Source organism: Candidatus Bealeia paramacronuclearis, from assembly GCF_035607555.1.
Taxonomy (GTDB): domain Bacteria; phylum Pseudomonadota; class Alphaproteobacteria; order UBA9655; family UBA9655; genus Bealeia; species Bealeia paramacronuclearis.
Map to the genome: position 1 here is coordinate 1 of NZ_JAVHWZ010000003.1, position 25,517 is coordinate 25,517.

Annotated in this window: 24 protein-coding genes, 1 tRNA gene and 1 pseudogene; 17 read left to right on the forward strand and 9 right to left on the reverse strand. The window is 41.8% G+C overall.

Going from position 1 to position 25,517, the window contains the following annotated elements; genetic code table 11:
* From Bealeia2_RS08235 to Bealeia2_RS08265, 7 genes are all read left to right on the forward strand, one after another.
* Nucleotides 1-276: FAD-dependent oxidoreductase (locus tag Bealeia2_RS08235; RefSeq protein ID WP_331256574.1), on the forward strand; the 276-nt coding region annotated here is incomplete at its 5' end.
* Entirely contained in the window at nucleotides 273-1,118 is an 846-nt protein-coding gene (locus tag Bealeia2_RS08240) for an oxidoreductase (protein ID WP_331256575.1), read from the forward strand. The genes Bealeia2_RS08235 and Bealeia2_RS08240, both read left to right, overlap by 4 nt.
* Before the next feature lie 10 nt (nucleotides 1,119-1,128).
* Entirely contained in the window at nucleotides 1,129-2,046 is a 918-nt protein-coding gene (gene hemC, locus Bealeia2_RS08245) for a hydroxymethylbilane synthase (RefSeq protein ID WP_331256576.1), read from the forward strand.
* Nucleotides 2,028-2,738, forward strand: a complete 711-nt coding sequence (locus Bealeia2_RS08250) for a uroporphyrinogen-III synthase (protein WP_331256577.1) — start codon at nucleotides 2,028-2,030, stop codon at nucleotides 2,736-2,738. The genes hemC and Bealeia2_RS08250 overlap by 19 nt, the downstream gene beginning before the upstream one ends.
* The gene (locus Bealeia2_RS08255; protein WP_331256578.1) at nucleotides 2,735-3,646 is read left to right on the forward strand and encodes a hypothetical protein; all 912 of its coding nucleotides are present in this window, start codon (nucleotides 2,735-2,737) and stop codon (nucleotides 3,644-3,646) included. The genes Bealeia2_RS08250 and Bealeia2_RS08255 overlap by 4 nt, the downstream gene beginning before the upstream one ends.
* A 3-nt stretch (nucleotides 3,647-3,649) precedes the next feature.
* Entirely contained in the window at nucleotides 3,650-4,822 is a 1,173-nt protein-coding gene (locus tag Bealeia2_RS08260; RefSeq protein WP_331256579.1) for a hypothetical protein, read from the forward strand.
* A gap of 83 nt (nucleotides 4,823-4,905) precedes the next feature.
* Nucleotides 4,906-4,982 (forward strand) — tRNA-Met (locus tag Bealeia2_RS08265).
* 257 nt (nucleotides 4,983-5,239) lie between these two features.
* Here Bealeia2_RS08265 and Bealeia2_RS08270 read toward each other — a convergent pair.
* From Bealeia2_RS08270 to tldD, 5 genes are read right to left on the reverse strand one after another with little or no spacing between them, the layout of a single operon-like run.
* Entirely contained in the window at nucleotides 5,240-6,463 is a 1,224-nt protein-coding gene (locus Bealeia2_RS08270) for a M16 family metallopeptidase (protein ID WP_331256580.1), read from the reverse strand.
* Nucleotides 6,464-6,480: 17 nt separating this feature from the next.
* Nucleotides 6,481-7,209, reverse strand: a complete 729-nt coding sequence (locus tag Bealeia2_RS08275) for an SURF1 family protein (protein WP_331256581.1) — start codon at nucleotides 7,207-7,209, stop codon at nucleotides 6,481-6,483.
* Nucleotides 7,134-7,928: a cytochrome c oxidase subunit 3 gene (locus Bealeia2_RS08280; RefSeq protein ID WP_331256582.1), complete on the reverse strand. Its 795-nt coding sequence runs from the start codon at nucleotides 7,926-7,928 to the stop codon at nucleotides 7,134-7,136. Before Bealeia2_RS08280 ends, Bealeia2_RS08275 begins: the two co-directional genes overlap by 76 nt.
* Before the next feature lie 11 nt (nucleotides 7,929-7,939).
* Complete coding sequence (locus tag Bealeia2_RS08285; protein ID WP_331256583.1) at nucleotides 7,940-9,754, reverse strand: extracellular solute-binding protein; 1,815 nt, start codon at nucleotides 9,752-9,754, stop codon at nucleotides 7,940-7,942.
* Between the two features lie 11 nt (nucleotides 9,755-9,765).
* On the reverse strand, nucleotides 9,766-11,226 hold the full coding sequence (gene tldD, locus Bealeia2_RS08290) for a metalloprotease TldD (protein ID WP_331256584.1): 1,461 nt from the start codon (nucleotides 11,224-11,226) through the stop codon (nucleotides 9,766-9,768).
* Nucleotides 11,227-11,351: 125 nt separating this feature from the next.
* Between tldD and coxB the strand changes: the two genes are divergently transcribed.
* The 10 genes and pseudogenes from coxB (at nucleotide 11,352) to Bealeia2_RS08340 (ending at nucleotide 21,520) form a co-directional block, all read left to right on the forward strand.
* On the forward strand, nucleotides 11,352-12,266 hold the full coding sequence (gene coxB, locus Bealeia2_RS08295; RefSeq protein WP_331256585.1) for a cytochrome c oxidase subunit II: 915 nt from the start codon (nucleotides 11,352-11,354) through the stop codon (nucleotides 12,264-12,266).
* A gap of 11 nt (nucleotides 12,267-12,277) precedes the next feature.
* Nucleotides 12,278-13,879: a cytochrome c oxidase subunit I gene (ctaD, locus tag Bealeia2_RS08300; protein WP_331256586.1), complete on the forward strand. Its 1,602-nt coding sequence runs from the start codon at nucleotides 12,278-12,280 to the stop codon at nucleotides 13,877-13,879.
* A gap of 4 nt (nucleotides 13,880-13,883) precedes the next feature.
* Nucleotides 13,884-14,784 (forward strand): annotated as a pseudogene (locus Bealeia2_RS08305) (heme o synthase).
* A gap of 113 nt (nucleotides 14,785-14,897) precedes the next feature.
* Nucleotides 14,898-15,425, forward strand: coding sequence for a cytochrome c oxidase assembly protein (locus Bealeia2_RS08310; protein WP_331256588.1), 528 nt, complete (start codon nucleotides 14,898-14,900; stop codon nucleotides 15,423-15,425).
* A gap of 82 nt (nucleotides 15,426-15,507) precedes the next feature.
* A complete protein-coding gene (locus Bealeia2_RS08315) occupies nucleotides 15,508-16,020 on the forward strand; it encodes a hypothetical protein (RefSeq protein ID WP_331256589.1) in 513 nt (170 codons plus the stop codon).
* A 318-nt stretch (nucleotides 16,021-16,338) separates the two neighbouring features.
* Nucleotides 16,339-18,012 (forward strand): GspE/PulE family protein, encoded by a 1,674-nt coding sequence (locus Bealeia2_RS08320; protein WP_331256590.1) that lies wholly within the window; start codon nucleotides 16,339-16,341, stop codon nucleotides 18,010-18,012.
* The gene (locus Bealeia2_RS08325; RefSeq protein WP_331256591.1) at nucleotides 18,012-19,223 is read left to right on the forward strand and encodes a type II secretion system F family protein; all 1,212 of its coding nucleotides are present in this window, start codon (nucleotides 18,012-18,014) and stop codon (nucleotides 19,221-19,223) included. The genes Bealeia2_RS08320 and Bealeia2_RS08325 overlap by 1 nt, the downstream gene beginning before the upstream one ends.
* Nucleotides 19,223-20,605: a hypothetical protein gene (locus tag Bealeia2_RS08330; RefSeq protein ID WP_331256592.1), complete on the forward strand. Its 1,383-nt coding sequence runs from the start codon at nucleotides 19,223-19,225 to the stop codon at nucleotides 20,603-20,605. Before Bealeia2_RS08325 ends, Bealeia2_RS08330 begins: the two co-directional genes overlap by 1 nt.
* Complete coding sequence (locus Bealeia2_RS08335; protein WP_331256593.1) at nucleotides 20,602-21,198, forward strand: hypothetical protein; 597 nt, start codon at nucleotides 20,602-20,604, stop codon at nucleotides 21,196-21,198. Before Bealeia2_RS08330 ends, Bealeia2_RS08335 begins: the two co-directional genes overlap by 4 nt.
* A 4-nt stretch (nucleotides 21,199-21,202) precedes the next feature.
* A complete protein-coding gene (locus Bealeia2_RS08340) occupies nucleotides 21,203-21,520 on the forward strand; it encodes a hypothetical protein (RefSeq protein WP_331256594.1) in 318 nt (105 codons plus the stop codon).
* A 16-nt stretch (nucleotides 21,521-21,536) separates the two neighbouring features.
* On the opposite strand, the gene Bealeia2_RS08345 is transcribed toward Bealeia2_RS08340, so the two are convergent.
* The 4 genes from Bealeia2_RS08345 to Bealeia2_RS08360 all read right to left on the reverse strand — a co-directional run bounded on the left by Bealeia2_RS08345 (nucleotide 21,537) and on the right by Bealeia2_RS08360 (nucleotide 25,455).
* Nucleotides 21,537-22,733 (reverse strand): RNA-guided endonuclease InsQ/TnpB family protein, encoded by a 1,197-nt coding sequence (locus Bealeia2_RS08345; protein ID WP_331255280.1) that lies wholly within the window; start codon nucleotides 22,731-22,733, stop codon nucleotides 21,537-21,539.
* On the reverse strand, nucleotides 22,717-23,340 hold the full coding sequence (locus tag Bealeia2_RS08350; protein WP_331255279.1) for an IS607 family transposase: 624 nt from the start codon (nucleotides 23,338-23,340) through the stop codon (nucleotides 22,717-22,719). Before Bealeia2_RS08350 ends, Bealeia2_RS08345 begins: the two co-directional genes overlap by 17 nt.
* Before the next feature lie 196 nt (nucleotides 23,341-23,536).
* A complete protein-coding gene (locus tag Bealeia2_RS08355) occupies nucleotides 23,537-23,974 on the reverse strand; it encodes a response regulator (protein WP_331256595.1) in 438 nt (145 codons plus the stop codon).
* Nucleotides 23,971-25,455: an ATP-binding protein gene (locus Bealeia2_RS08360; RefSeq protein WP_331256596.1), complete on the reverse strand. Its 1,485-nt coding sequence runs from the start codon at nucleotides 25,453-25,455 to the stop codon at nucleotides 23,971-23,973. Before Bealeia2_RS08360 ends, Bealeia2_RS08355 begins: the two co-directional genes overlap by 4 nt.
* Between the last annotated feature and the right edge of the window lie 62 nt (nucleotides 25,456-25,517).

A 25,517-nucleotide genomic window follows, 5' to 3' on the forward strand; every position in this document is an offset into this window, starting at 1 on the left:
GACGATGTTTACGCGAAAGGGTCCTACACAAACCGAGCGCCTGGAACAAGTACCTGGCTAAACGAATGTATAACATACCATGGAGAAAAGTTTCGAAAAGCTTTTTGCCCCATTGATGATCAAATCTTTTTTGCCGGCGAACACACAACTATCTTGGATTCCCTTGGTACAATGGAAGGGGCTGTCGAGTCAGGAGAACGCATGGCGAGGTTTATTGCGAAAGTCATAGATGAACACTATGGTGGGCTGAGGAAGACTAAGGAGGAATCGAGATGACAAAGGTTTGGTTTATTACGGGATGCTCAAAAGGATTTGGACGCGCATTAGTAGAAGAGCTTTTAAAAACAACGGACGCTCAGGTGGTCGCAACAGCTCGAAATCCTGAGGTTCTCAAAGATCTTCAAGATCAATATGGAAAACGTATTCTTGCGCTGAAATGCGATGTAACCAACACACACGACATTCAAAATGCGGTTGAGCAAACTCTCGTAACTTTTTCAAAAATTGACGTCCTTGTGAATAATGCCGGATATGGTTTATCGGGCGCTTTAGAAGAATGTGCGATAGATGATATTCGCTCTGTTTTCAACACAAATGTTTTTGGTCTTATCACACTCACACAAGCGATTCTTCCCATTATGCGCGCTCAAAATTCAGGTCATATTCTCAACGTTTCCTCAATTGCAGGCCTTGTGGGCATGGCCGGTGCAGGAATTTATTGTGCCACGAAATTTGCGGTCGAAGGATTGTCGGAATCATTGGCCATGGAAGTGGCTTGTTTTGGAATTAAAGTCACAATCATTGAGCCTGGCCCCTTCCGGACCGATTTTGCAGGAAGCTCCATAGTTATGTCACCTGAATATCCCGCTTATCGAGAGGGACCTGCGGCACTTTCTCGGGAAAGGTTACGTTATCTTCATAATACACAACCTGGAGATCCTATCAAAGCTGCACAAATCATGATTCAGATTACTGAGATGAAAGAGCCACCATTGAGGATGCTTTTAGGAAATTCTGCCGTGGATAGATTTTCTGAAAAACTCAAACACGAGACCGAGATTTTCCAAAAACATGAAGATCTGTCCCGTTCTGCTGATTATAATTTAAACGCAGCATGAAAGACATTTTATGACAACATTTAAAATTGGAACTCGCGCAAGTCCTCTTGCTTTAGCTCAAGCGCATTTAGTGAGAGATGGCCTTACCCATCGGCATCCCTATCTTTTAGGACACATTGAAATTGTGCCGATGACAACGAGTGGGGATACAATTCAAGATCGCTCCTTAATTGAACTTGGGGGGAAATCCCTTTTCACTAAAGAAATTGAAGAAGCCCTTTTAAAGGAAGATGTCGATATTGCGGTTCATTCTCTTAAAGATATGCCTTTTGAACTTCCTGAAGACTTGACGATTGGTGCCGTGATGGAACGCGAAGATGTGCGTGATGTTGTGATCACCTCAAATGGAAAATTCTTGAAAGACTTGGAGCCGGGATCTAAAGTTGGAACTTCCTCCTTAAGGCGGCAAGCCCAAATCCTTCATCGCTATCCTCATTTTGAGGCGGTGCCCATTCGTGGAAATGTGGGGACACGTCTTCAAAAGATAGAGGAAGGCTATGCAGATGCGACTCTTTTGGCGTTGGCGGGATTAAATCGTCTTTCTCTTGCTCATTTAGCAACGGAGATTCTCTCTGCGGAGGACATGATTCCCGCCGTGGGGCAAGGGGCGATTGCTATTGAATCACGCAAGGGAGACCGTCATACACAAAAACTTTTAGAAGCCCTGAATCACAGAGAAACATGGCTTGCGACTTTGGCTGAGCGTGCGTTTATGCGCGAGATCGAAGGCTCGTGCCGCACACCTTTAGGCGCTTATGCAGAAGTTCATGGAAGCGAGCTTTACATCAAAGGATTTATCGCCTCCCCCAATGGACAAATCCTCATGCTTCACCATGAGAAAGGGGCGGTGACACGGGCTCAAGATTTGGGTAAAGACCTGGGAATTGTCCTGAAAAAGAAGGCCCAAGAATGCAATATTTCTTATTAACCCGTCCTCAAGAAGATTCTGAAAGGCTTGTCCCTTTCCTTGAAATGAAGGGTTATACGCCCATAATAGAACCCCTTTTACACCCCGTCTATCTTAAGGATTTCATTCTGACACCACCAGAGCTTCAGGCAATTATTGTGACAAGCAAACACGCTTTGAAATCACTTGAGGCCTCTCAGAAATTAGCATTATTTGAAAAAACGCCTCTCATTTGTGTAGGAGAAAAAACGGCAGAGCTTGCTAAAAATCTGGGAATTGAGACAGTTCTGGGGAAATGTGAAAACGGGGATCAACTTCTCTCCTGGATCCAAAAGAACGTTATTCCGGAGCTTGGATCACTCCTCTATCTTCATGGTGATGTGGTGAGGCAAGATTTGAAATCCGCCATTAGCCCTCAAGGATACCGTGTTCAGGCTCAAAAAATCTATGAGATGAAAGAATCTCAAGCGCTTTCGCCGAAAGTCTTAGATCTTTTCCATCGAAAAGTTTTTCAAGGGATTGCATTTTTTTCTCCACGTACAGCAAAAATATTTGTTAAGATCTCAAATAAATTTAATTTATATGAGAAATTTTCAACTGTGCATGCGTTTTGTTTGAGCCAATCCATTGCAAACGAAATTAAATCTATGCCGTGGCAGGGGGTTGAAATTACTAATTCCGCCACAGAAAAATCATTAATGGAGCTGTTATGACAGAGTCTCAAATCTCTCACGACGATATTCTTTCACCACATGAGGGATCTCAAAAACAACAAAAGCAGAAGACAAAAACTCCTAAGCTATTTTCTAAAATCCTTGTGCTATGCCTTTTAGTCCTCATCTTTGTGATTTTCATTGGTGTTTTATGGGAACGCTATCTTGAGCCGAAGTTCAAGTTTGAAAATGTTGGGGGAGGAAGTCAATCCACTGCGGAAGCCTTCTCATTGGAACCTATTATCAAAGAAACTCCGCTTTCCACGTTTGAAGGAGAGCATCCACCCGCGGAGCCTGAGAGTTCTACAAAAAACCCTTTAATGACTGAGCTTCTAGAGACTCTTCGCGCTCATCTAGCTTTAGAAAAAAATGAGGCCGGGGAAATTAATATAAGTGCTCTTCAGCAAAGCATAGATCAATTGAGAAAAGGGGAATTCGCCGTTAAATCCGCTCAAATCTTAAGCGCTGTTGAAAAAGGAATTCTCTCACTTGAAGAATTCAAAGGGTTTATAGCACGCCATCCTGAAGGTGCATCTGAGCATTTAAAAACAATGATGCTGTCTTTGGAAAATGTTTTTTCTTTTGAAGACCTTTATGTGGCGGCAAAAACAATCCCAGATTCAGTATCCTCCGAGGGTGATGCCCACCGCTTTTTTGACAAAGTAAAACATTGGGTAAAATCCCTTGTTAAAGTTGAAAAAGGGAACAACACACCGTCAAGCGTATATGAAGAATTTCTCAAGGCTCTTGAAACACAGGATGTTGAGAGATGCCTTGCGGTTTATGAAAAATTGTCTCCAGAATTCCAGAAAAATACGAAAGACATCTATCATCAATTGCAATTCAAAGAGGCTCTTCGACAAGAGCAACGACAATTATTTCTCAATCTCATTGCGGGAGAAAACTAACAAGTGCGCATCGTTTTATATTTCCTTCTCACGTTAGCTATTGGTTTTGCCACCTTTTGGTTTTATGGTCATCCGGTAAAAGTATCCTTTGAAGGATTTAATTATCATATCACAACATCGCTTAATGTTGTTATTATTGGAGTGCTTATATCCAGTTTTCTCTTGCGATTCTTATATGGTGTACTTCACTGGATTTTCTTTGTTCCCGTACGCCTTCAAGAGGCCTGGAAGGGGCATAAATCCCTCCAAGATCAAAAAAACTTTGTTTCCTTCTTTTTAAATGTAATGAATCATGAAGTTCAGGGCGCCCTGGCTGATGCAGAAAAGGTTAAAGGTTATCACAATGAGGACCCTGTTTTCATCTACCTTTTTGGAAGGGCTCTTTTGAAATCGGGAAAAACTCAAGAGGCTCAGCTCTTTTTTGAAAGCGTCATTCAAAATCCCAATTTAAAACTCATAGGGCTTTCAGGACTGGCTTATTTAAAGCTCCAGGAAAAGGATCTTTTAGGAGAAAGAGCGACTTTGGAAACCCTTCTTGAATTGCAACCTCAGAGTATTTGGATTTTAAGACGACTTTATGAAAACTTAAAAACCTCTCAGGACATTAAAAAGGCCAAGGAATTATTATCTCGCCTTGAAGATAAGGGCTATTTGGAAGAGGCTCAAACAAAAACAGAATGGGCTCATCTTTATTTTCTTGAAGCTCAAAGCTCTCAGTTGAGTGATACAGAAAAAGGAAAGCGTTTGCGGCAGGCTCATTTTCTCAATCCCAACTCTAATGAGATTGCGATGAATCTGGCTGAGGCATTGAAGAAAACAGGGAAAGTGCGTCAAGCCTTGGATGTGATGACCACTACTTGGAATAGCGATCCGTCTCAAAAACTGGGGGATGCTTATGTGAGGCTCCTGGGGAACATGAGCCCTTTGGAAATTTATGAAAACCTGAAAAAACTATGTCAAAAGAATTCTCAGCATCCGGAGTCTTTGTTGCTTTTAACGCGCTATGCCCTTTTTGCAAAGCTCTGGGGGGAAGCAAAAGAACATCTGCTAACGCTCCTTCAAATTAATCCCTCACTTGAAGTATACCAGCTTTTGGCCCAACTTGAGATTGAAGGATATAATCAAAAAGATCAAGCTTATGAGTGGCTAAAAAAGGGACTGGAAGTTGCGGCGTAAAAGTCCGCTTTGTAATTTTACGGTTATTGATGATCCAACCCTTGACGATCATTTCTAAGCAATATATACAAGTTTTCACCTGTGGCGGAGTAGCTCAGGTGGTTAGAGCAGCGGAATCATAATCCGCGTGTCGGGGGTTCGAGTCCCTTCTCCGCTACCATTTCCCATTATTTCCTATCTTCCAGCTTTAAAATGAAGTGCAAGAGAATTAATGCAAAAGCGTTTTCCCGTGGGTTTGGGACCATCTTCGTTCAGACCCAAGCGACGCTCAAATTCCTATATACGCTCCTTCAGAAGTTTGTTCTCCTGCATAAACATTTGTATTAAAATATCTTTCTTGCTCGTGCCCTCTTTATGAAGGTTTTGCCCCTCATTTTAAAGACTTTTTTTAACACCTAGGGAGTTATGAGCTTACAATCAAATCTCACAAGGGCCTACGGTTGTGGTCGTGCGGGGACGGGCGAAAAGATCTTGAGAAGTCATTTTTATATCTTCTAAAGTCACTGCCTCAACTTTTGAGATGATATCTTCAGGATCCAAGGGGCGACCATAGATAAGCATTTGTTGGGCCAATTGTTCACACCTTCCCGAAGTGCTTTCCAGTGCCATCATAAGGCCGGTTTTAAGTTGAGCCTTGCTGCGATCTAGTTCTTTTTGAGAAACAGTCTTAGAGAAATCCTCAAGCACGTCATCGACAACAGGGCGCAATTCCTCAAGCTGATGAGCGCCTGTTCCTGCATAAATTCCAAAAAGACCAGTATCTGTAAAGGGGCTGAAAAAGCTATACACGGAATAAACAAGGCCCCGTTTTTCGCGTACTTCTTGGAAAAGGCGTGAAGACATACCGCCGCCTAAAAGCGAGGAAATGAGAGAATAAGCATAATAATCCGGATGATCATAAGGAATGCTTTCAAAGCCCATCACAAGATGTACTTGTTCAAGCTCAGGACGGAGATTAGAGCAGGTCCCGCCTTGATACAGAGCCTGTTCAAACGCCTGAGGGGTATGACCTGGCAACCTCTCAAAGATAGATTCGCATTGTGAGACGATCTCATCATGATTGATGGCGCCTGTGGCCACAAAAACGCTATTTTTAGCACTATAATTATTTTGAATATGATCAAATAAATCTTCGGGACCAATGGCGCTCACGGTTTCAGCCGAGCCTAAAACTGGTCTTCCTAAGGATTGATTAGGAAAAGCCGTCTCTTGGAAATAATCAAAAATTATATCATCTGGCGTATCATAAGCTTGGCCAATTTCTTGAAGAATTACGTCCCGTTCGCGGGCAATTTCATCTTCAGCAAAGGTGGAGTTTTGCAAAATGTCGCCGATGATTTCAAGTGCCAATCCCGTGTCTTGACCCAAAACACGCGCATAATAAGCTGTATTTTCACGAGAGGTGTACGCATTTAAATGGCCGCCCACATTTTCGATTTCCTCGGCAATTTGAAGGGCTGTTCTTGCCTTTGTCCCTTTGAAAGCCATGTGCTCTAAAAAATGAGCAATTCCGTTTTTGGGAGCTGTTTCAATGCGACTTCCGGATCCTACCCAAAGCCCTAGTGCCGCCGTTTGAACTCCCTCAAGCTTTTCGGTCACAATTTGAAGGCCATTGGATAATGTAGAAATGTGAATGGACACGAAAGGACCCCTTAATTTCAGGATTTACGAAGAAAGAAAAATGTCATGATTGTCAGAGCAAGAGCTAGCGCAAACCACGTGAGTGCATAATGGATATGTTTTTGAGGGTCATTTTTACCCAAATTTGTCAATAAATGTGGATACAATCCGTCTTGAGGCGCATCAACAGCGATATAAACAGGCAATAAATCATGTCTCCAAAATGATTTGAGATCTGCATAATTCATGGTATGCCAAGCGCCTTTTGAATTGGGTGGGGTGAACCAACCGGTGTCTTTCAAATAATTGCGAAGAACACCTTTGACTTCAACGGGACCTCGGGGTTTTTGGATGCCTTTAGGAGAGGGTGTCCATCCACGATTAATAGCAATAATTTGACCATTCGCCAATTTGAGAGGGGTTAAAATAACGACTCCCGCGCGGCCTTGATGAGTTTTAGCTAGAAGAGAAATTTCAAAGTAATGAAGATATTCTCCCCGAACAATCACAGGTTGAAAATCCGTATATGTTTTTAAAGTTTCAAATTCAGTGGGAGGACGATTTAGAGTAGCCTGAAATTGTTTTTGAATAACACTCACTTCTTCGTAACGACTCAATTGCCAAAAACCAAGCCCCAGGAGTCCACAAATAAAAACCCCTGGGAGAAAAAATTTTAGTGAGAAAATTCGGCTCAACGGCCTGAACCCCACCAGTAAATACAAACAAAGAGGAAAAGCCAAACTACGTCTACAAAATGCCAATACCACGCAGCCGCTTCAAATCCAACGTGGGACTTGGGCGTGAATTGTCCGGCTTTTGCGCGAAACCAGCAGACGATCAAAAAGATTGTTCCAATGATTACGTGAAGTCCGTGGAATCCGGTGGCCATATAAAAGTTGGAGGAAAAGACATTATCCTTAAATCCAAATTCTGCATGGGCATATTCAAAGGCTTGAACAGAGGTAAAGATCAGCCCTAAGAGAACCGTAAATCCAAGGCCTTGCAAAACCATTTTGCGATGCTCTGGATTTGTAATTTCATGGTGCGCCCACGTAATGGTTGTGCCCGAAAGCAAAAGCAAAAGCGTGTTCAAATACGGCAAATCAAAAGGGTTAATGGGTTCAACACCTTTAGGTGGCCAGATGCCGCCAATTTCAGGAGCAGGAAAGAGGCTTGAGTTGAAGAATGACCAGAAGAAGGCCACAAAGAACATAACTTCGGAAGTGATGAAAAGCGCCATTCCCATGCGCAAGCCAAACTGAACTTGAGGTGTATGATGCACGCGAGTTTGTGATTCTTTCACCACATCGCGCCACCATGCAAACATAGTGAAAAGAACCATGGCAAGACCCAGACCTGAGACAATCAGGCCATAACCATGCATAAAAAGGACAAGCCCCACCATTGTAACAAGGGCGGATAACGCCCCCACAATCGGCCAAGGACTTGGGTCTACCAGATGATAGGGGTGATGTTTTTCTGTCATGGTTGCTCCACTCATTTTGTTTGACTCCCTTCGTTTTCTTTTGTCTTCATCCACCACATCGTAAAGTTCGGAATGCCATCCGGACCAAATGTGGGGTGCTCTAATTTATTCCAGTATGCTATATAATCTTTACTGCGATGGCCAATAGGAATTATCAAATGATGCGCTAAAAGTGAACGATCAAGGGCACGAATCGCTGTGATTAAATCTTTTCGTGATCTGGCCGCCGTTACATCATCGCACAGGGCATCAATGGCAGGACTCTTAATACCAGGGTAATTACGGGTTCCTGGTGCATCAGCAGCGAGAGAACTCCAGTAATATTTCTGCTCACTTCCCGGAGAAAGCGTGTGTCCCCAAAAGCTGATGATCATGTCATAATCTTTATTGACCCGGCGATTTTCATATTGGGCAGAATCCACAGTGCGGACATTGGCTTTAACACCTAAAAGTCCAAGATTCCGAGAAAAAGCCAGGGCTACCTTTTCATTGGCAGGGGAATTCAAAAGAATTTCAAATTCAAAGGGCTTGCCTGTTTTTTCATTAAGAAGCTTGCCATCTTTTGTAACCCAACCAGCCTCTGCCAAAAGACGTTTGGCTTGCCTTAAATGTTCGCGAATATTACCCGAACCATCGGTTGTGGGAAGTTTATACTCTTCCGTAAACACAGCGTTGGGGAGTTTCTCTTTATATTTTTCTAAAAGAGCCAATTCTTCACCTTGAGGTAACCCTTTGGAAGCCAGTTCTGTATTATCAAAAAAACTTAAAGTTCTGGTTAAGGTTCCATAATAAATATTTTTATTGAGCCATTCAAAGTCAAAAACATAGGCTAAAGCCCGCCGAACTTTCTCATCTACAAAAAGAGGATTGCGTATATTGAAGGCAAACGCATTCATGCCCACTTGGTGACGATGCGGGATTTCGACTTTGCTGACACGTCCGTCTTGAATGGCATGAAAATCATATTCTTTGATCCAAGCGCTGGGATCTGTTTCTTCCCAAAGATCAATCTCGCCAGATTTAAAGGCTTCAAATGCAACCGTTGTGTTGCCAAAATATTCGAATCTGACTTGATCAAAATTATAAATGCCTTTGTTGACGGGAAGGTCCTTCGCCCAATAATTATCGACCTTCTGATAAACAATTTTTCGCCCTGGATCGATTTCCGAAATTTTATAAGGACCACTTCCTAAAATAGGTGTAAGTCCTGTTTTTTCAAAATCGACCGTTTTGAAATAATGCTCTGGTAAAATAGCCATAAGACCGATAATGAGAGGCATTTCTGCATCATACTGGCCATCGATTTTTTTAAATGTAAATTTAATTTGTTTATCATTTAAGATCTCAACCGTATCAACTTTCACAAAGAAAAGTTTGCGGCTGGGATTCCCACGATCTCTTTGGATTTCAAGAGAAAATTTGACGTCATTCACCGTAATGGGTTTTCCATCATGCCATTTGGCTTTGGGGTTCAGTGTGTAAATAACCCAGGAGCGATCTAGCGCCACGTCAACGCTTTCAGCAATCAGTCCATAAAGCGAAAATGGCTCATCTGGGGAGCGTTTTAAAAGACCATCAATGGTGAGTTCGCGGACGCCTGCAGCAGCTTTGCCTTTGGTGATGAAGGGGTTGACGCTATCAAAAGTTCCCACCAATCCCATGCGGTATTCACCACCTTGAGGTGCTGTGGGATTGACCACATCAAAGTGCTTAAACTCTTTTCCGTATTTCATATCTCCATGCATAGCAATGCCATGTTGCGCTTCTGCTTGGAGATGAAAACTACACAAACTCACACCTACCAAAAGATTTCGTAATAACTTCATCCGTTAACTCCTTAAGCTGTTCCACCAACAGTCAATTTTGAAATTAATAAAGTGGGCTGTCCTAACCCCACCAAAACGCTTTGTCCTTCTTTTCCACACATCCCAATTCCAGGATCAAGACTGAGATTGTTTCCAATCATAGAAATACTCTGCATGACCTCAGGTCCACTCCCGACCAAAGTCGCACCTTTGATGGGGCTTGTGATTTTTCCGTCCTCAATTAAATAGGCTTCAGACGTGGTGAAAACGAATTTTCCTGAGACAATGTCAACTTGCCCGCCATTAAATCCCGCTGCATAAATTCCATTTTTCACGGAAGAAATAATATCATCCGGACTGTGTTTTCCAGGTAACATAAATGTATTCGTCATACGTGGCATGGGGGGATGAGCATAGCTTTCACGTCGCCCGTTTCCAGTTGACGTTTTTCCCATCAGTCGTGCATTTTGACGATCGAGCATATGCCCCATCATTATTCCGTCTTCAATCAGGGTGGTCCGGGACGTAGGTGTTCCCTCATCATCAACGGTCAGATTTCCATGAGCATGGTCCAGATCTGTGACATTGCCGGAATCAATGACGGTCACACCTGGGGCTGCAATGCGTTTTCCCATGGATGCTGAAAATGTGGATTGGCCCTTGCGGTTAAAGTCGCCTTCAAGGCCATGGCCGACCGCCTCATGAAGAAGAACGCCGGGAATTCCGGATCCCAAAACTACAGGCATTTCGCCAGCCGGCGCGGGTCGAGCCTCGAGATTCAAAAGGGCTTTTCGCAAAGCTTCATCAGCTTGAGGCTTCCACGCATTTTCTACCAAGAGATTTTCATAAAGGAATCGTCCTCCACGGGTGACATAGGCCGTTTCAATTTTTCCATTTTTCTCGACGGTCACCAAAATTGTAAGCGCGACCATGGGGCGATATTCATGGGCTAAAAATCCATCTGCTCGCAAAATCGTTACGACTTGCCAGGATCCCCTCAAATTGGCTCTGATCTGTCGCACTTGAGGATTTTGTGCCCGGACATAATGATCGAGCTCATTTAAAAATGAGATCTTGGCTTCAAAACTCATTTGAGACAGTGGATTTTGATCGGTATAAAACTTCTGATTGGTTTTCGACGGACTTACATCATAAGTTCCGCCTCCCCCCAAAGATTGGACGGATTCACAGGCGCGCTTCAAGGTGCTTTCTGAAATCTCAGAGGCATGCGCATAAGACATGGCCTCCCCCAAAACACCTCTTAATCCAAAGCCTTGATGAGAATCGTAACTCGCAGCTTTGAGAGTTCCATCATCCAAGGAAAAAGATTCGGAAGATTTATGTTCCAAGAAAAGTTCGCCATCATCTTTGCCATTTAACGCTTGATTAAGAAGACGTTCCGCCTGGGTAGGATCCAAATCAAAGGATTCAAAAAAATAGTTCGGGTTTTGAAAAGGTGACATTGCAACCTCTTGAGTGCATTCTATAGACAACAGTTCTACTCATTTTGAAAAAAAATGCAAATTGAATCCCATAAGTCTCTTGAGAAATTTTATCGCTTCGGCTTATTATGCGCCCATAATAATAAATTAGCGGACGGTTGCTCATGCGAGGCATATTGAAAAAAACATTACCTTTCCTTTCTTTCTTAGGGGTTACCCTTCTTTCCTTCGGCCTTTTCGCTGACTATCCGCGCCCTTGGGAAATGACTTTTCAAGAACCTGCGACGCCAGTTATGGAGAAAATTCACTCCTTTCATAACTTATTAATTTGGATTGAAGGCGGAATTGCGATTTTCGTGATCAGCCTCCTTCTCTATGTGATCTTTAAATTTAGAGCTTCCAAAAATCCAGTTCCTGCAAAATTTTCTCACAATACCCTGATTGAAATTATTTGGACTACGGTTCCTGTTATCATTCTCATTGTGATTGCGATTCCTTCATTCAAGCTTCTTTATTTCATGGATGTGGTTCCAAAGTCTGAGCTCACCATTAAGGCCACAGGACATCAGTGGTATTGGAGTTATGAGTATCCCGATCAAAAAGTGTCCTTTGATAGTTTTCTCATCGAAGACGATAAACTCAAGCCAGGTCAAATGAGGCTTCTTGAAACTGACAACCATGTCGTTGTGCCTGTAAATACCAATGTTCGTGTAATTACGACCTCTGCCGATGTTATTCATAGTTGGGCTATTCCTTCTTTTGGTGTCAAAAGAGACAGCGTTCCCGGACGTCTTAATGAAACTTGGTTCAATGTCAAAAAAGAAGGCCTTTATTATGGTCAATGTTCAGAACTGTGTGGAACAAAACATGGTTTCATGCCCATTGTAGTTGAGGCCGTCTCCCCTGCAAAATTCCAACAATGGATTGCGATGAAAGCTCCACCACCGCCTCCTGCACCAGTTGCAACACCAGCAGCCGTAACTCCATCTGTTCCTACTTCCCCCGTTGAAGCTAAACCTGCAGCTGCTACAGCGCCTCAAACAACGGTGCCAACGCCTGCTCCATCCTCTCCTCAAGAACCTAAAAAATAAGGGAACGTATCATGTCCGCTACGATCGCCGATCATTCTGCACACAACTCCCACGATCATCATCCCACAGGGTGGCGTCGTTGGTTGTTTTCCACCAACCACAAAGACATTGGAACTCTCTACATTATTTTTGGCGCTATTGGAGGGATCATTGGATCAACATTCTCCTTTCTGATTCGTTTGCAATTGGCTCATCCGGAAGGCCTTATTTTTGGCACCAATTACGATCTTTATAATACGGTCATCACCCTTCATGGACTTTTGATGATTTTCTTTATGGTGATGCCAATTTTAATTGGAGGATTTGGAAACTGGTTTGTGCCGCTCATGATTGGTGCACCAGACATGGCATTCCCACGTTTGAACAACATTAGCTTTTGGCTGATGGTGCCCTCGTTGACACTTTTGATCACTTCATTTTTCATTGGAAACGGACCTGCTATTGGCTGGACACTTTACCCACCCTTAAGTGGTCCTACAGCAACACCTGGTCCTGCTGTGGATTTCTGTATTTTATCACTTCATTCAGCGGGAGCATCCTCTATTTTGGGATCTATTAATTTTATCACCACAATTTTTAATATGCGTGCGCCTGGAATGACGATGCACAAAATGCCGCTTTTTGCATGGGCAATATTAGTGACATCCTTTCTGCTGCTCTTATCCGTTCCTGTATTGGCAGGAGGATTAACTATGCTTTTGACAGACCGGGGATTTGGAACAAGCTTCTTTGAGCCTCAAGGTGGAGGAGATCCTGTTTTGTTCCAACATCTTTTTTGGTTTTTCGGACACCCCGAAGTTTACATTATGATTTTGCCAGCCTTTGGAATCGTGTCTCATGTCATCTCCACTTTCTCTAAAAAGCCTATTTTTGGATATTTAGGAATGGCATATGCCATGGTTTCCATTGCAGTTGTGGGATTCGTTGTTTGGGCTCACCATATGTTTACAGTGGGCATGGGCGTAGATGCCAATGCATACTTTACAGCAGCCACCATGATTATTGCGGTCCCCACAGGTATTAAAATCTTCAGTTGGCTTGCGACTATGTGGGGAGGATCTATTCGATTTGATACTCCCATGCTTTATGCCGTTGGGTTTATCGCCGTCTTCACATTAGGTGGCCTTACCGGAATTACACTTTCAAACGCCAGTATGGACATGTCCATGCACGACACCTACTTCGTCGTTGGTCACTTTCACTATGTGCTTTCTTTAGGGGCGCTCTTTGGAATGTTTGCAGGATTTTATTATTGGATCGGAAAAATGTCAGGCCGCCAATATCCGGAAAAATTGGGAAAACTCCATTTCTGGATTACATTTGTGGGTGTGAACATGATTTTTATGCCTATGCACTTTGCCGGACTTTCAGGCATGCCGCGTCGTATTCCAGATTATCCTGAAGCCTTTGCGAAATGGAATATGATTTCAACAGCCGGTGCCATGATCATGATGGTTTCGATGCTGCTCTTCTTCTTCATCATTTTCCGGACTCTCCGCTATGGCAAACATGTAGGTGATAATTACTGGGGCGAGGGAACCAGCACACTCGAGTGGACCGTGGCATCTCCACCGCCTTTCCATACGTTTGAAAAACCACCTGTGATTTCGTAAGGACATGTCAGCATCAACAATTGGTTATGGTCAAGAACAAGGATATGACACAGAGGCGGGGACTTTTTTTGCCCTTTTAAAACCTCGTGTGATGTCCTTGGTGATTTTCACAGGCATCGTGGGTCTTGTTTTGGCCCCAGGGCACATTCATCCAATCTTGGCACTGGATTGCCATTCTTTGTATTTCCGTAGGCTCAGGCGCTGCAGGGGCCATTAATATGTGGTATGACCACGACATTGATCAAATTATGAAACGTACCCAAGGGCGTCCCTTGCCCCAAGGAAAAATCAGCCCAGATATGGCCCTTGGATTTGGGGTTGTGTTGGCGATTGCGTCCGTGGGGGTTATGGGTCTTCTTGTGAATTTTATGGCCGCTATTTATTTAGGAGCGGCCATTCTCTATTACGTTTTTGTCTATACGATGTGGCTTAAAAGAACGACGCCTCAAAATGTGGTGATTGGTGGGGCCGCAGGTGCATTCCCGCCCTTAATCGGATGGGTAGCGGTGACTGGAAACGCAAGTCTTGAGGCCTGGATTTTATTTTTGATTATTTTTCTATGGACACCACCTCATTCTTGGGCTTTGGCGCTTTATCGCAATGAGGATTATCAAAACGCAAACGTGCCCATGCTGCCTGTTGTTGCGGGGAAAAAATCAACGCTTATTCAAATTTGGATTTATACGTTTCTTCTTATCGGATCCACTCTCTTGCTTTACAGAGAAGGATTTATGGGAGCCCTTTATTGTGTCTCAGCTCTGATTTTAGGATTGGGCTTTTTGATTGCCAATTTATACCTCTCCCTTTCGAAAAGCCCAAAAGCCCCTCTCAATGTTTTTTTCTATTCTATTTTTTATCTTTTCTTCTTGTTTGCAATGATGGGGGTCGATAAATTTACACTATGATAAAAAATAGAATTTCTCCCCAATCCTCCCGAAACCGCGCCCTCTTGTGGGTGCTTTTGGGGGTGTCTCTTATTTTTTACGCAGCCTCCTTTGTGCACATGGGATCTTAAAGGGTGAATGAAGCCAATAAAAAAACCTTAATTATTCTTGTGATTTTGACTTTGGGAATGTTGGGCATGGCTTTTGCGTCTGTTCCGCTTTATCGTATGTTTTGCCAAGTGACAGGATTTGGAGGCACCACCCAAAAAGCCGTCGTCTTTCCAGCCCGGGTTACCGATCGCATCATTACGGTCCGGTTTAATGCGGACACCCACCCTGATTTGCCTTGGGAGTTTAAACCAATGCAAGGGGAGGTGAAAGTGCGGGTGGGAGATGTGGGTTTAGCTTTTTATCATGCGAAAAATCTCAATAATGCCCCTGCGGAAGGTATGGCCACTTATAACGTCACTCCCAATAAAACGGGCATTTATTTCAACAAAGTGGAATGTTTTTGTTTTGAGCGCCAACATCTTGAGGCCTCTCAAGAAACAGATTTTCCCGTACAATTCTTCATCGATCCAGCCTTTGCAGATGATCCCGCAATGAAGGATGTTGATACCATCACTCTTTCCTATACATTTTTTAAATTAAAGGGCAGTTAAGTGGAAAATTTAACCCGTTGTTAATATTTTTTTTGTAGAGTCAAAAAAAGGCTTAATTGAATCATAAAATCAGGAGAAATCAATGAAATCGTTCTTTTTTATAGCCCTTATTGGAATTGGCCTCAGCCCTTCTGTGAGGGCTGATAAAAGAGTTACAGTGAATCTTGAAATTAAAAACGATTCTAACCACGATGTTTTAATAAAACTTGATGATCCAAATCCAGTTTGTTTTGTTATTCAACAGAGTGACATAAATCACGTTATTTCAAAGAAAACTTCGAAAATAATATCAATTTCATATAGCACTGATGAATATAATAGAATGAGTGGGGATTGCGATATGGATATTTCTTTTTGCACTCAAGGGGCCGAAAACTTCTGTTCTGAAAACGACTTTGAACTTGATCTTCTTGATGGATGTCTCTTTGCAAATGAGGATGTTTATAATAATCAAACACCTATACATTATAGCCTTGGAAATAAAGATTGTACAGGTAATCCTCGAAAAACACAGGTAACGTTTACCAATAATTCAAAATTGAAAAAACATACTCTTACTCAAAAAGCTCAAGTACCCGAAAAACATAAGCCATAGGATTTTGAAAAGAGCGACTTGTGATGACAAGGAAGTCGTTTCTCTAAATCTTTTGAGCTGTCGCGTCATTTTTAAGGAAATTCTGAAATAAATTCATCATGACGATGTTGGAATTGTGGTCTTAAAAAATAATATGAAATTTTTTTAAAATTTTTGAGATACTGACCGGAACGGCAGCGTAGCCAAATAAATTCAACATAATCATTCAAGGGCAGGCTGTTTTCTGTTTTTCACGAACTCGCCAGACCTTGAAAAAACTCTCCCCTCGTTTTTTCTTAAAAATTCGACTATAGTTTCTAAAAAAATGTGGGGAAGCTTATGTCGACACAAAGATCACTCGCGCTTGATGATGCACTTTTGCAAGAGCAATTAATTTCCAAAGATCAATTGGAGATTGCGCTACTCGAGTCTAAAAAAGAGCAAAAAACGATGGAGCGCGCGCTCATTGATTTGGCGTTTATGACAGAGCGGGCCCTAACCACTTTTCAGGCCGAATTGGAAGGCATTGAGAATTATGATTTCAAGCAAGCTCTTTTAGACGCTGATCTTATTCAAAAAATTCCCCGGGAGATTGCCGAATCTCAACTGGTTTTGCCCCTAACTCTTGAAGACGATGTCTTGCGTTTGGCAATGGTGGATATTCATAATCTGCCAGGAATTGATGCGGTTCGGTCCAACTTTTCCCATGTTAAACACATCCAGCCAGTTTTGGTTTCGGAAACAGACATTTTGTCCGCTATTGATCGGTATTATGGATATGAGATGTCGATTAATGGTCTTTTGCGTGAAATTGAAGGAGAGCCTTTAAAAGCAGCCTCTTCCGCACAAGATTACGTGAATCCAACCGTACGTCTTTGCGATGCCATTATTTTGGATGCGATTAAATTGGGCGCATCTGATATTCACTTTGAGCCAGAAGGGTCTTTCATCCGTCTTCGTTATCGGATTGATGGTGTTTTAACTCAAGTAAGAACCCTTCATGTCTCTTATTGGCCGGCTATGTGCGTTCGTCTCAAAATCATCTCCGAGATGAATATTGCCGAATCTCGAAAACCACAAAATGGGCGTTTTAGTTTTTACATTGGCCCACGTGAGGTTGATATGCGTGTCTCCTCCCATCCCACTGTGCATGGGGAAAATATAGTTATTCGAATCTTAGATAAAATGAATTCTCTTATGAATTTGGAGGAGTTGGGGTATTCTGATACGATTATCAGTCGTATCAAACAATCTCTCAAAAAACCGGAGGGAATTTTTATTATCACGGGCCCTACGGGATGTGGAAAAACAACATCTCTTTATTCGCTTTTAAGCTATATGAACTCTCCGGAGGTCAACATTATGACCTTGGAAGAACCTGTTGAGTATCGCCTTCCTTTAATCCGCCAATCTCAAGTGCGTGAAGATGTAGGGATGTCCTTTTCTGAAGGTGTTCGTTCGATTTTAAGACAAGATCCCGATATTATTCTCATCGGTGAAATCAGAGATTCGGCAACGGCCCAAATGGGACTCAGGGCTGCGATGACGGGGCATCAGGTTTTTGCAACACTTCATACGAATGATGCTTTTGGTGCGATTGGCCGTTTTGAAGATTTAGAGCTTTCCCCGAGTATGCTTTCTGGAAATTTAATTGCGATTATCTCTCAGCGTTTGATTAGGAAACTTTGTGATCACTGCAAAATCCCCCACACACTCTCGCTCTCTGAAGCGGGACTTTTAAAAGCCAATCCCGGCCGGGAAATTTTTGATGCGGGCGGATGCGAACACTGCCGAAATACGGGATATAAAGGGCGTATGGCCGTGGCTGAAATTTTGCCATTCGATGAAAAGCTCGATGATCTTGTGGCCAAAAAAGCATCCCGTCTAGAGATCAAAGAGTATGCCATGTCGAATGGATTTGTCTCTCTTGCGGAAGACGCCAGACGTCGTGTTTTGGAAGGGTATACAAGTCTTCAAGAGGCTTCAAAAGCGGCGGATCTCCGGGGAGCGTAATGGCGCAATTTCACTACAAAGCCCTCCACCCTTCAGGAAAAGTTCAACGGGGTGTTTTGGAAGCCCAAAACATTTATGATCTCTCCCGTCTTTTAGAAAAATCAAAAATCACCCTCATTTGGGCCAAAGAACGTAAAGAGAAATTTCTAGATTTTCACTGGAATCGTAAACCCAAAACCCGAGATTTGATAGAGTTCTCATTTCAGCTATCTCGCCTTCTTGAGAGCGGTGTTCCCCTTTTGGAAAGTTTACAAGAAATTGCGACTCATTTGGGGGCCTCCCCCCTTAATGATACAATTGTCGAGGTTGTTCGCGATGTGGAAAGCGGGACATCATTTTCGGACGCTTTGCAAAAACACGATCAGCTCTTTGATGAAGTGTTTTTAGGTCTTGTGAATGTGGGGGAGAAAACGGGAAAGTTAGTGCCCCTTTTAAAAGACATTTTAACGCATCTCCAATGGAAGGAAAACATCAAACATGACACACAACGTGCTCTTCGTTATCCCTTGCTTTTAGGCACGTTGATGATAGCAGCCGTCATTACACTTTTGGTGATTCTTGTCCCTCAAATGGTCCATTTTTTAAGTTCCCTGGGCGTAAAGCTTTCAAGGTCAACCCAAATCTTGATGTCTACAACGTATTTTTTAACCAGCTATGGAATTTATTGTGTGGTGGGTTTGGGATTCCTTTTTTTAGGAACTTCCCGTTTATATCATCGGTCAAAATATATGCGCATGAACCTGGAAACACTTCTTTTAAAAGTTCCACTTTATGGCCCTTTTTTAAGAAAAATGGCTATTGAAAAATTCTCCCATGTTATGGCCATCACGTTTCGAAATGGAATCGATATTTTGGAATGTTTGGAAGTCTCACGCACGATTATTCCTTTTGCTCCCATCCAAGAAGAAATTGCAACCATTCAAAGGGCTGTGGCATCAGGACAATCCTTATCACAAGCCATTTCTGAGTTCTCGCGTCTGTCACCTTTGACGATCCGCATGGTTAAAATCGGGGAGCAATCAAGCTCTCTTTCCGATGCACTTACCCACGTGCATGAGTATTATGCCCAAGATATTAAAAATGAAATCGATCGTTTGATTGCACTTCTCGAGCCCGCTCTGTTGTTGATGGTGGGTGCTGTAATTGCGTGGATTGTGATGGCAATGTTTTGGCCCCTTTATGAAGCCTCTTCCCATTTGGAGGTTTTTTGATGAAAAAGACAGCCTCTTGGATACTTTTTATTGGGGAAGCTCAAGTTCGCCTTTATGAAGCAGGATTAGAGGGAGTTTTTCTAAAATTGAGCTTGAATGTATTGTCCGAAAAATCAAAGCTTGATGAAATTTTAAAATCATCACCTCTCCTTCCTCTGCGGATTTTAATTGAAACCTCGTCCTTACAATTTCAGTCAGAGCCACTTCCTAAGCTCTCACTTTGGGACAGGCTCTCTTACCTTAAGCACAAGCGAGAGCTTTTGGATGAGACCATAACGCTTAAAGACGTACGGTACGAAAAAGACACCGTGAATTCTTCTTATATGAAGCCCTCCCCTTGGGGTTCAGGATGGATTGAGGGACTTCCTATTCCTTATGAAGGTATTTATTTTTACCCTCTTGAGATGATGGAATATGGAGTATTTTTGGATCAAACTCTCAAAGACAAAGCGTGGATGTTTGTAGGATCTTTGGAGGCAGGGTTTTTAACTCAAATTATTTATGATTCCGGGAAAATTCTCCTGTCCCGTCTTACAAAATTGCCTGAGACGTTGAACGCAACTGAAGTTCAGAATTTCATTTCAAAAGATCTCCAGCAGACCTTTTCTTATCTCAAAAAGAAAGGGGTTTTGCACGTTTCTTCTCTTGAAGGTTTTACCTCTTTTCAAGAGTGTCCACCTGAAAATCATCTGAAACCTCTCTCTTTAGACCAGGACTCTCTAATTTCTTTTCTTGGGTGGTGGTCTTCTCGTAAATCTTCAAAATGGCAGTTTTTTCCAAAAAACTCTCAAACGTATAATCCCAAGACGATTCTTTATCTGGTCAAAAGCGCAGGTATTGCTGCAATTCTTTTGGGCTTCACAATAAATGCTTATCTTCTTCAAAATCTTTATGAGGCATCGGAAAAATTATCAGCCCTTGAGATGCGTTTGGCGCAATTAAATTATGAAGAAACGCATTTGCGGGAAGAAACAGAAAATCATGATATCCCCCTCATGAAACATGTTCTTGAAAGGTATGATCAGATCCAAAATCAAACACTTGCTCCCCTTTCGGATTTGGAGGCCATTGCCACAATCATGCCAGAAAATCCCGAGCTTGCAATTCTTGATTTTCATTGGGATGTTCCTCAAAATCAAGAAGGATCCATCCTTCTTCTTCATGTGAAAGTGAACGAAGATGAAAATCGGGAGATTATTGCAGATCTCTTTCGAGATTTTAAAGACTCTCTAGAAGAAAAATTAGGACAAAAAAATATCAACGTGCTTAAAGCCCCCTTTAATCGCGATGCAGAAGGGTTGTTTTCAGGGTCGACCAATCAAAGGGATCATCATCATTCAGAAGAAGAGGCTTTAGGTCTTGTTGAGGTCAAATGGCCATGAATTTTTTTAAAATCCACCAACGACTTTTCACGTTTTTTGGACTCTCCATTGTGGGTTTTTTGGGGATGACTTTGTATTTAGAATCGTGGTCTCAAGAGAAAGAAGACTATCTTCAACAACAAAAACAAACCGAGCAAAGACTTTTGAGTAACATTCGCGAATTAAAAGCAGAGGTGGCATTTTTAAAGGAGCATCGGACGCGTTTTGAAGCCCTTCTTCAAAAAGGCTGGCGCAAACCTTTAGAACGCCAAAATGCCGCCCAAGCTATTGAGGAATTGGCGCAAACCCATCATCTCAATCAAGTGGATTATGTTTTAATCCCCTTGAGTGGAAAAAGTACCGCACTCCCTGAAGGCATTCGTGGACATCAAGTCCATTTGAAATTCTCAGGGGTTTTGGATTCTGATGTTTTCCAATTCATAGAAGACCTTCCTTTGCGTCTTTCAGGACACACAATGCCTACGTCCTTAAGCCTTTTGCGAGAGGATCTTCTTAATGAAGAGAGTCTAAATGAGTTAGTCTTAAATAATAAACCTAATTTTGTACGCGGAGAATATACTTTCAATTGGGTCACAGATGCGACTGCGGATTAAAATAATGAAAAAAAGAATTATCCTCATCAGTTTTTGCTCACTTCTGCCCTTTCCCCTTTTTGGAGTGGCAGACTTCTCCCTTCTTTTTAAACGGGAAGAAGTTGATATGATTCGTGAGCGCCTTCATGGTGGTGGCGACCTGAGTTTACCATCCCCAGACATGGCCGTGGGTGCGCTCTATCTGTCTTCTATTATGTTTATGGATGCTCAAAATTGGACACTTTGGCTGAATGATCAGGTCGTGCGTGCTGGTGAATTATTAGATGCTATTCCTTTTCAAATTGAGAAGGTGACCCGCTCTTACAAACTTATCCAAACCTAACCATATTTTACTAAAGTTACGCATGGTGTTGTATTCCTGATTCAACGCAGGTAGTTTCACTTATTTGACGAGCAAATGAGCCAGAGCTTCCCACTCCACAGGCATAAGTTTCGGGCGAGCTGCCCGTACATAAACGTTGTAAATTAAGGGCTGCATTCACATCTCTGTCATGAGATTGGTTGCAATGTGGACACGTCCAATGTCTCTCCGACAACTTTAAATCCGCATAAACACATCCGCAGCTATGGCAGAGCTTGCTTGACGGAAAGAACCGATCAGCAACAAAAATTTGAGCATTATAGAGACCTGCCTTATATTCCAATTGACGCCTGAATTCATAAAAAGACTGATCTAAAATATGTCGAGCTAATTTTCTGTTCGCTGACATACCTTTGACATTTAGGTTTTCAATGCCAATTTCATGATGATTCAGGACAATATCGGTTGTTGCCTTATGGAGATAATCACGTCTGATATTAGCGATTCGGGCGTGAAGACGTGCCAGTTTTTGAGTATGCTTTTTAAAATTCATACTCTTTTTATCTTTACGAGATAGCTGTCGAGAAGATCGTTTTAACTTCTTCAGCAAAGCGGTATGTGCCTTTGCTCCCTCAACAACCATGCCATTGGATAAAGTTGCCAGTTTTGTAATACCCAAATCCACACCCACAATACCTTGGTTCTTGCGTACATGAGGCAGTTTGTCTATTTCAACACTGATGGATGCAAACCATCGGTCTGCAACTCTTGAGATCGTCAAGGATTTTATTTGTCCTTGAAATCTCAAATTCTCTGTTATTTTGACCCATCCCAAACAAGGAATTTGAATCTTTTTACCTGTCACACGAATGGCAGACTCTCCTTTTTGGGGCGGACCATTGTCCGCTCTAAAGCTATCCCTGATTCCTTTCTTTTTAAACTTGGGATATCCTCCCTGTTTGCGGAAAAAGCGGTTAAAAGCTGATCCTAAATTTTTGATGGCTTGTTGAGGGGCATTTTTAGTGACCTCTTGCATCCAAGGATATTCTTCCGCCTTACAAGCATTGAGAAGTTTACGCAGGCTTATTTCTGTAGGCTTCTCACCATTCTGGTATTGTTTCTTCCATTGATCTAAAGCCCAATTATAAGCAAAGCGTGCAACACCGCAGGCTTTTCTAAAATAAGTCGCCTGCTTATTATTTGGCTTCAATTCTACTTTATGAACTAACAGCATCGTAGGCTTCTTTCAGACCTTCCAATAATTTCTTGTTCTTTTTACTTCTCGCACCATACAATCTGGCCGAAAAAACAGTGATAATTTCCAACACATCTTTGGCGAGTTCCTCTTCAAAAGAGGGTTCTTTCCCTTGATTGATAATCACAACTTCTACCTGATTCATCTCACAAATGGAAAAGATTAATTCTGCTCCAAATCTTAACAGCCTGTCTTTATGGGTTAAAACCAATCGACCTGCTTCTCTGTCTAAAATGGCACTAATCAGGATCTTCAGACCCTTTTTGTTGTAATTCATACCACTGCCAAGATCCGCAATGGTCTCAAACTTCCAACCTTGAGCTGCACAATACATCTCAAGGACTTGTTTTTGTCTTTCCAAATCCTGCCGTTGATCGTGACTGGAAACACGAGCATAGCAAAGCGTTTTTCTATCTATCTTTTCAGTGCGAACAAGATGAGGGCGCAAGGCAGATAAAGGATAACGTCTTTGTCCTCCCGCTGTTCTTTCGGGAACAAGGCGACTCTCTTTTTCCCATCGCCTTAATGTGCCATTTGACACTCCAAGAATACGACTGGCTTCTCTGATACTCAATAACTTATCCATAATTGGATAACTATATACAAGTTTAGATAGGTTTTAAAGAGCAGTTATTAACCCTTCCTCCGTGACATTTTCTATGACTTCCTCGCAAGGCTCCAAACGGACATTTCATTTAAAACCGGGGCAAAGCTATCTTTTAGAAGAGGGGACAATTGCCCGAGGAGATCTCCGGGGAAAAGAAAAAAGAGGTCTCTAACCCCTAAATTTTTAGATTTTCATCCGCATCTAAGGCATAACTCAAAAGAATACACATTGATTCCTCAAGAGCTTCAAAATCAAAAGGTTTTTGCATATAATATTCTGCACCAAAGCTTTTGCTGAGTTCCTGATCGGCACGTCTATGAGAGGATGAGAACATAACAACAGGAATCTTTTTGAGATCTTTGTTTTTTCCTGTTTTGATCATTTTTAAAATCTGAAATCCATCCCATTCTGGAATATTGATATCAAGGAGAATAATATGGGGGCCTGATATCAAATCTCTGTCTTCATATCCATTTTCTTTGTTAATAAAGGCAAAGAAATGACGTCCACTTTCAAATGTATACATTTCAAATAAATGTGGATATTTTTTGCAAAAATAATCCATGAGAAAAATGTCTTCTGGCGTATCTTCAATGTAGAATATTCTTGTCATACTGTTTTGTCCTGATGGGGAAATAAAAGATAAAAAGTTGATCCTTCTCCAGCACCTGAATGAACCCATATTTTTCCATGATAAAGCGACATAATTTTGGCACAAGCATAAAGTCCAATTCCACTTCCTCTTTGTGTACGCATGTGATGAAGGCGCTTTCCCATGTTAAAAATTTGGTTTTTATTCTCTTTTGGGATGCCAATCCCATTGTCTTGAATTGAATAGACAATCCATTTTTTGAAGGCTTTAGAACGAATTTTAATGTGAGGAGTCTGCGTATTATATTTAATCCCATTTTCAATAATATTCATGAATAATGAAGCCAAATGATCTTCACTTACAGCTAAGGGGAGAAGCTTTCCTGTTTCAATTTTCAAATCAGGATAGAGTTCATTTAGCAAAAGCGGTTCTATCCTCTCTTTGAAAAACTCCCTCACATTACAAAGAGAAGCAGGTTGATTCGTTTTTTCAAGCAAAGACAACTCAGCAATGCCTTGGATAAGATCTTTCATTCTTTTGATGGCCTGATGAACGCCAGAAAGGAGATATTGCGCTTCTGGGTTAATGTCTTGTAAATAGTGTTTTTCAAGAATTTCGAAATAAGACGCAAAAACTCTTAGTGGTTGAGAAAGATCATGACAGGCAAATACTGTAAAACTCTCCAACATACTCTTAGCGTTTTCGAGCTCCTCATTTTTTTCTTTTAATTTTTCTTTTTTCCAAAGTAACTTCTCTTGGGCTTCAAAAAACCTTGTATCATCAATTGTAAGAGCTGCAACTTTCGAAGGATTTCCAAACTCATCCAGGATAAAAAAACGATGAACTGAAAAGTGATGCCACGTGCCATCTGTCATAAAATAACGATAACTGACGTTCCCATCCTTATTAAGAAAGCTTTGGCGAACAGCGCTTTGATCATCAGGATGCATACGCTCAAAAAGAATCTCAGGGTTTTCTTTAAATTTATCCAAAGAAAAACCATAAAAGGTTTCGAATTTAGGGCTCGCGTAATAGAATTTTGATCCATCGCCACTTCTCAACCAAATAATAGCATGGATCGTATTTAATATTTTATCTAAATATTTTGAATTTAATGAGGAATCTAAAGAATCCATTATTTTAACAAAACATCCAAATTCACTATGCCCCTTGAGTGGTGGGTAAATTTGAAAAAAGAGACTTAAGGATTTTGCGCCATTTATGATCCAATTACATTCAAATTGAATCTGCTGGATTTTGTTTTGGAACAGGAAAGAGAGATTTTTAAGAACATATTTTTTAAAGTCAGCGTCCCCCATAAATTCCGAAAGATTATGGCCTAAAATTTGTTCTTCTCGTTGCTTTATAAGCCTTAAAAACTCTCGATTTACCTTAATGATAGTACCCCTAGAGTCAATGAGGATTCCACCTGCTTTAACCTCTTTTAACGCACCCCGAAGCATTGTTTTTTCAAGGGTAGATGTCTCTAGAGAATTTCTCACGCGCCTTTAAATCCCAAATAACACATAAAGTCATATCATGATTACACATCTAAGATTTTGAA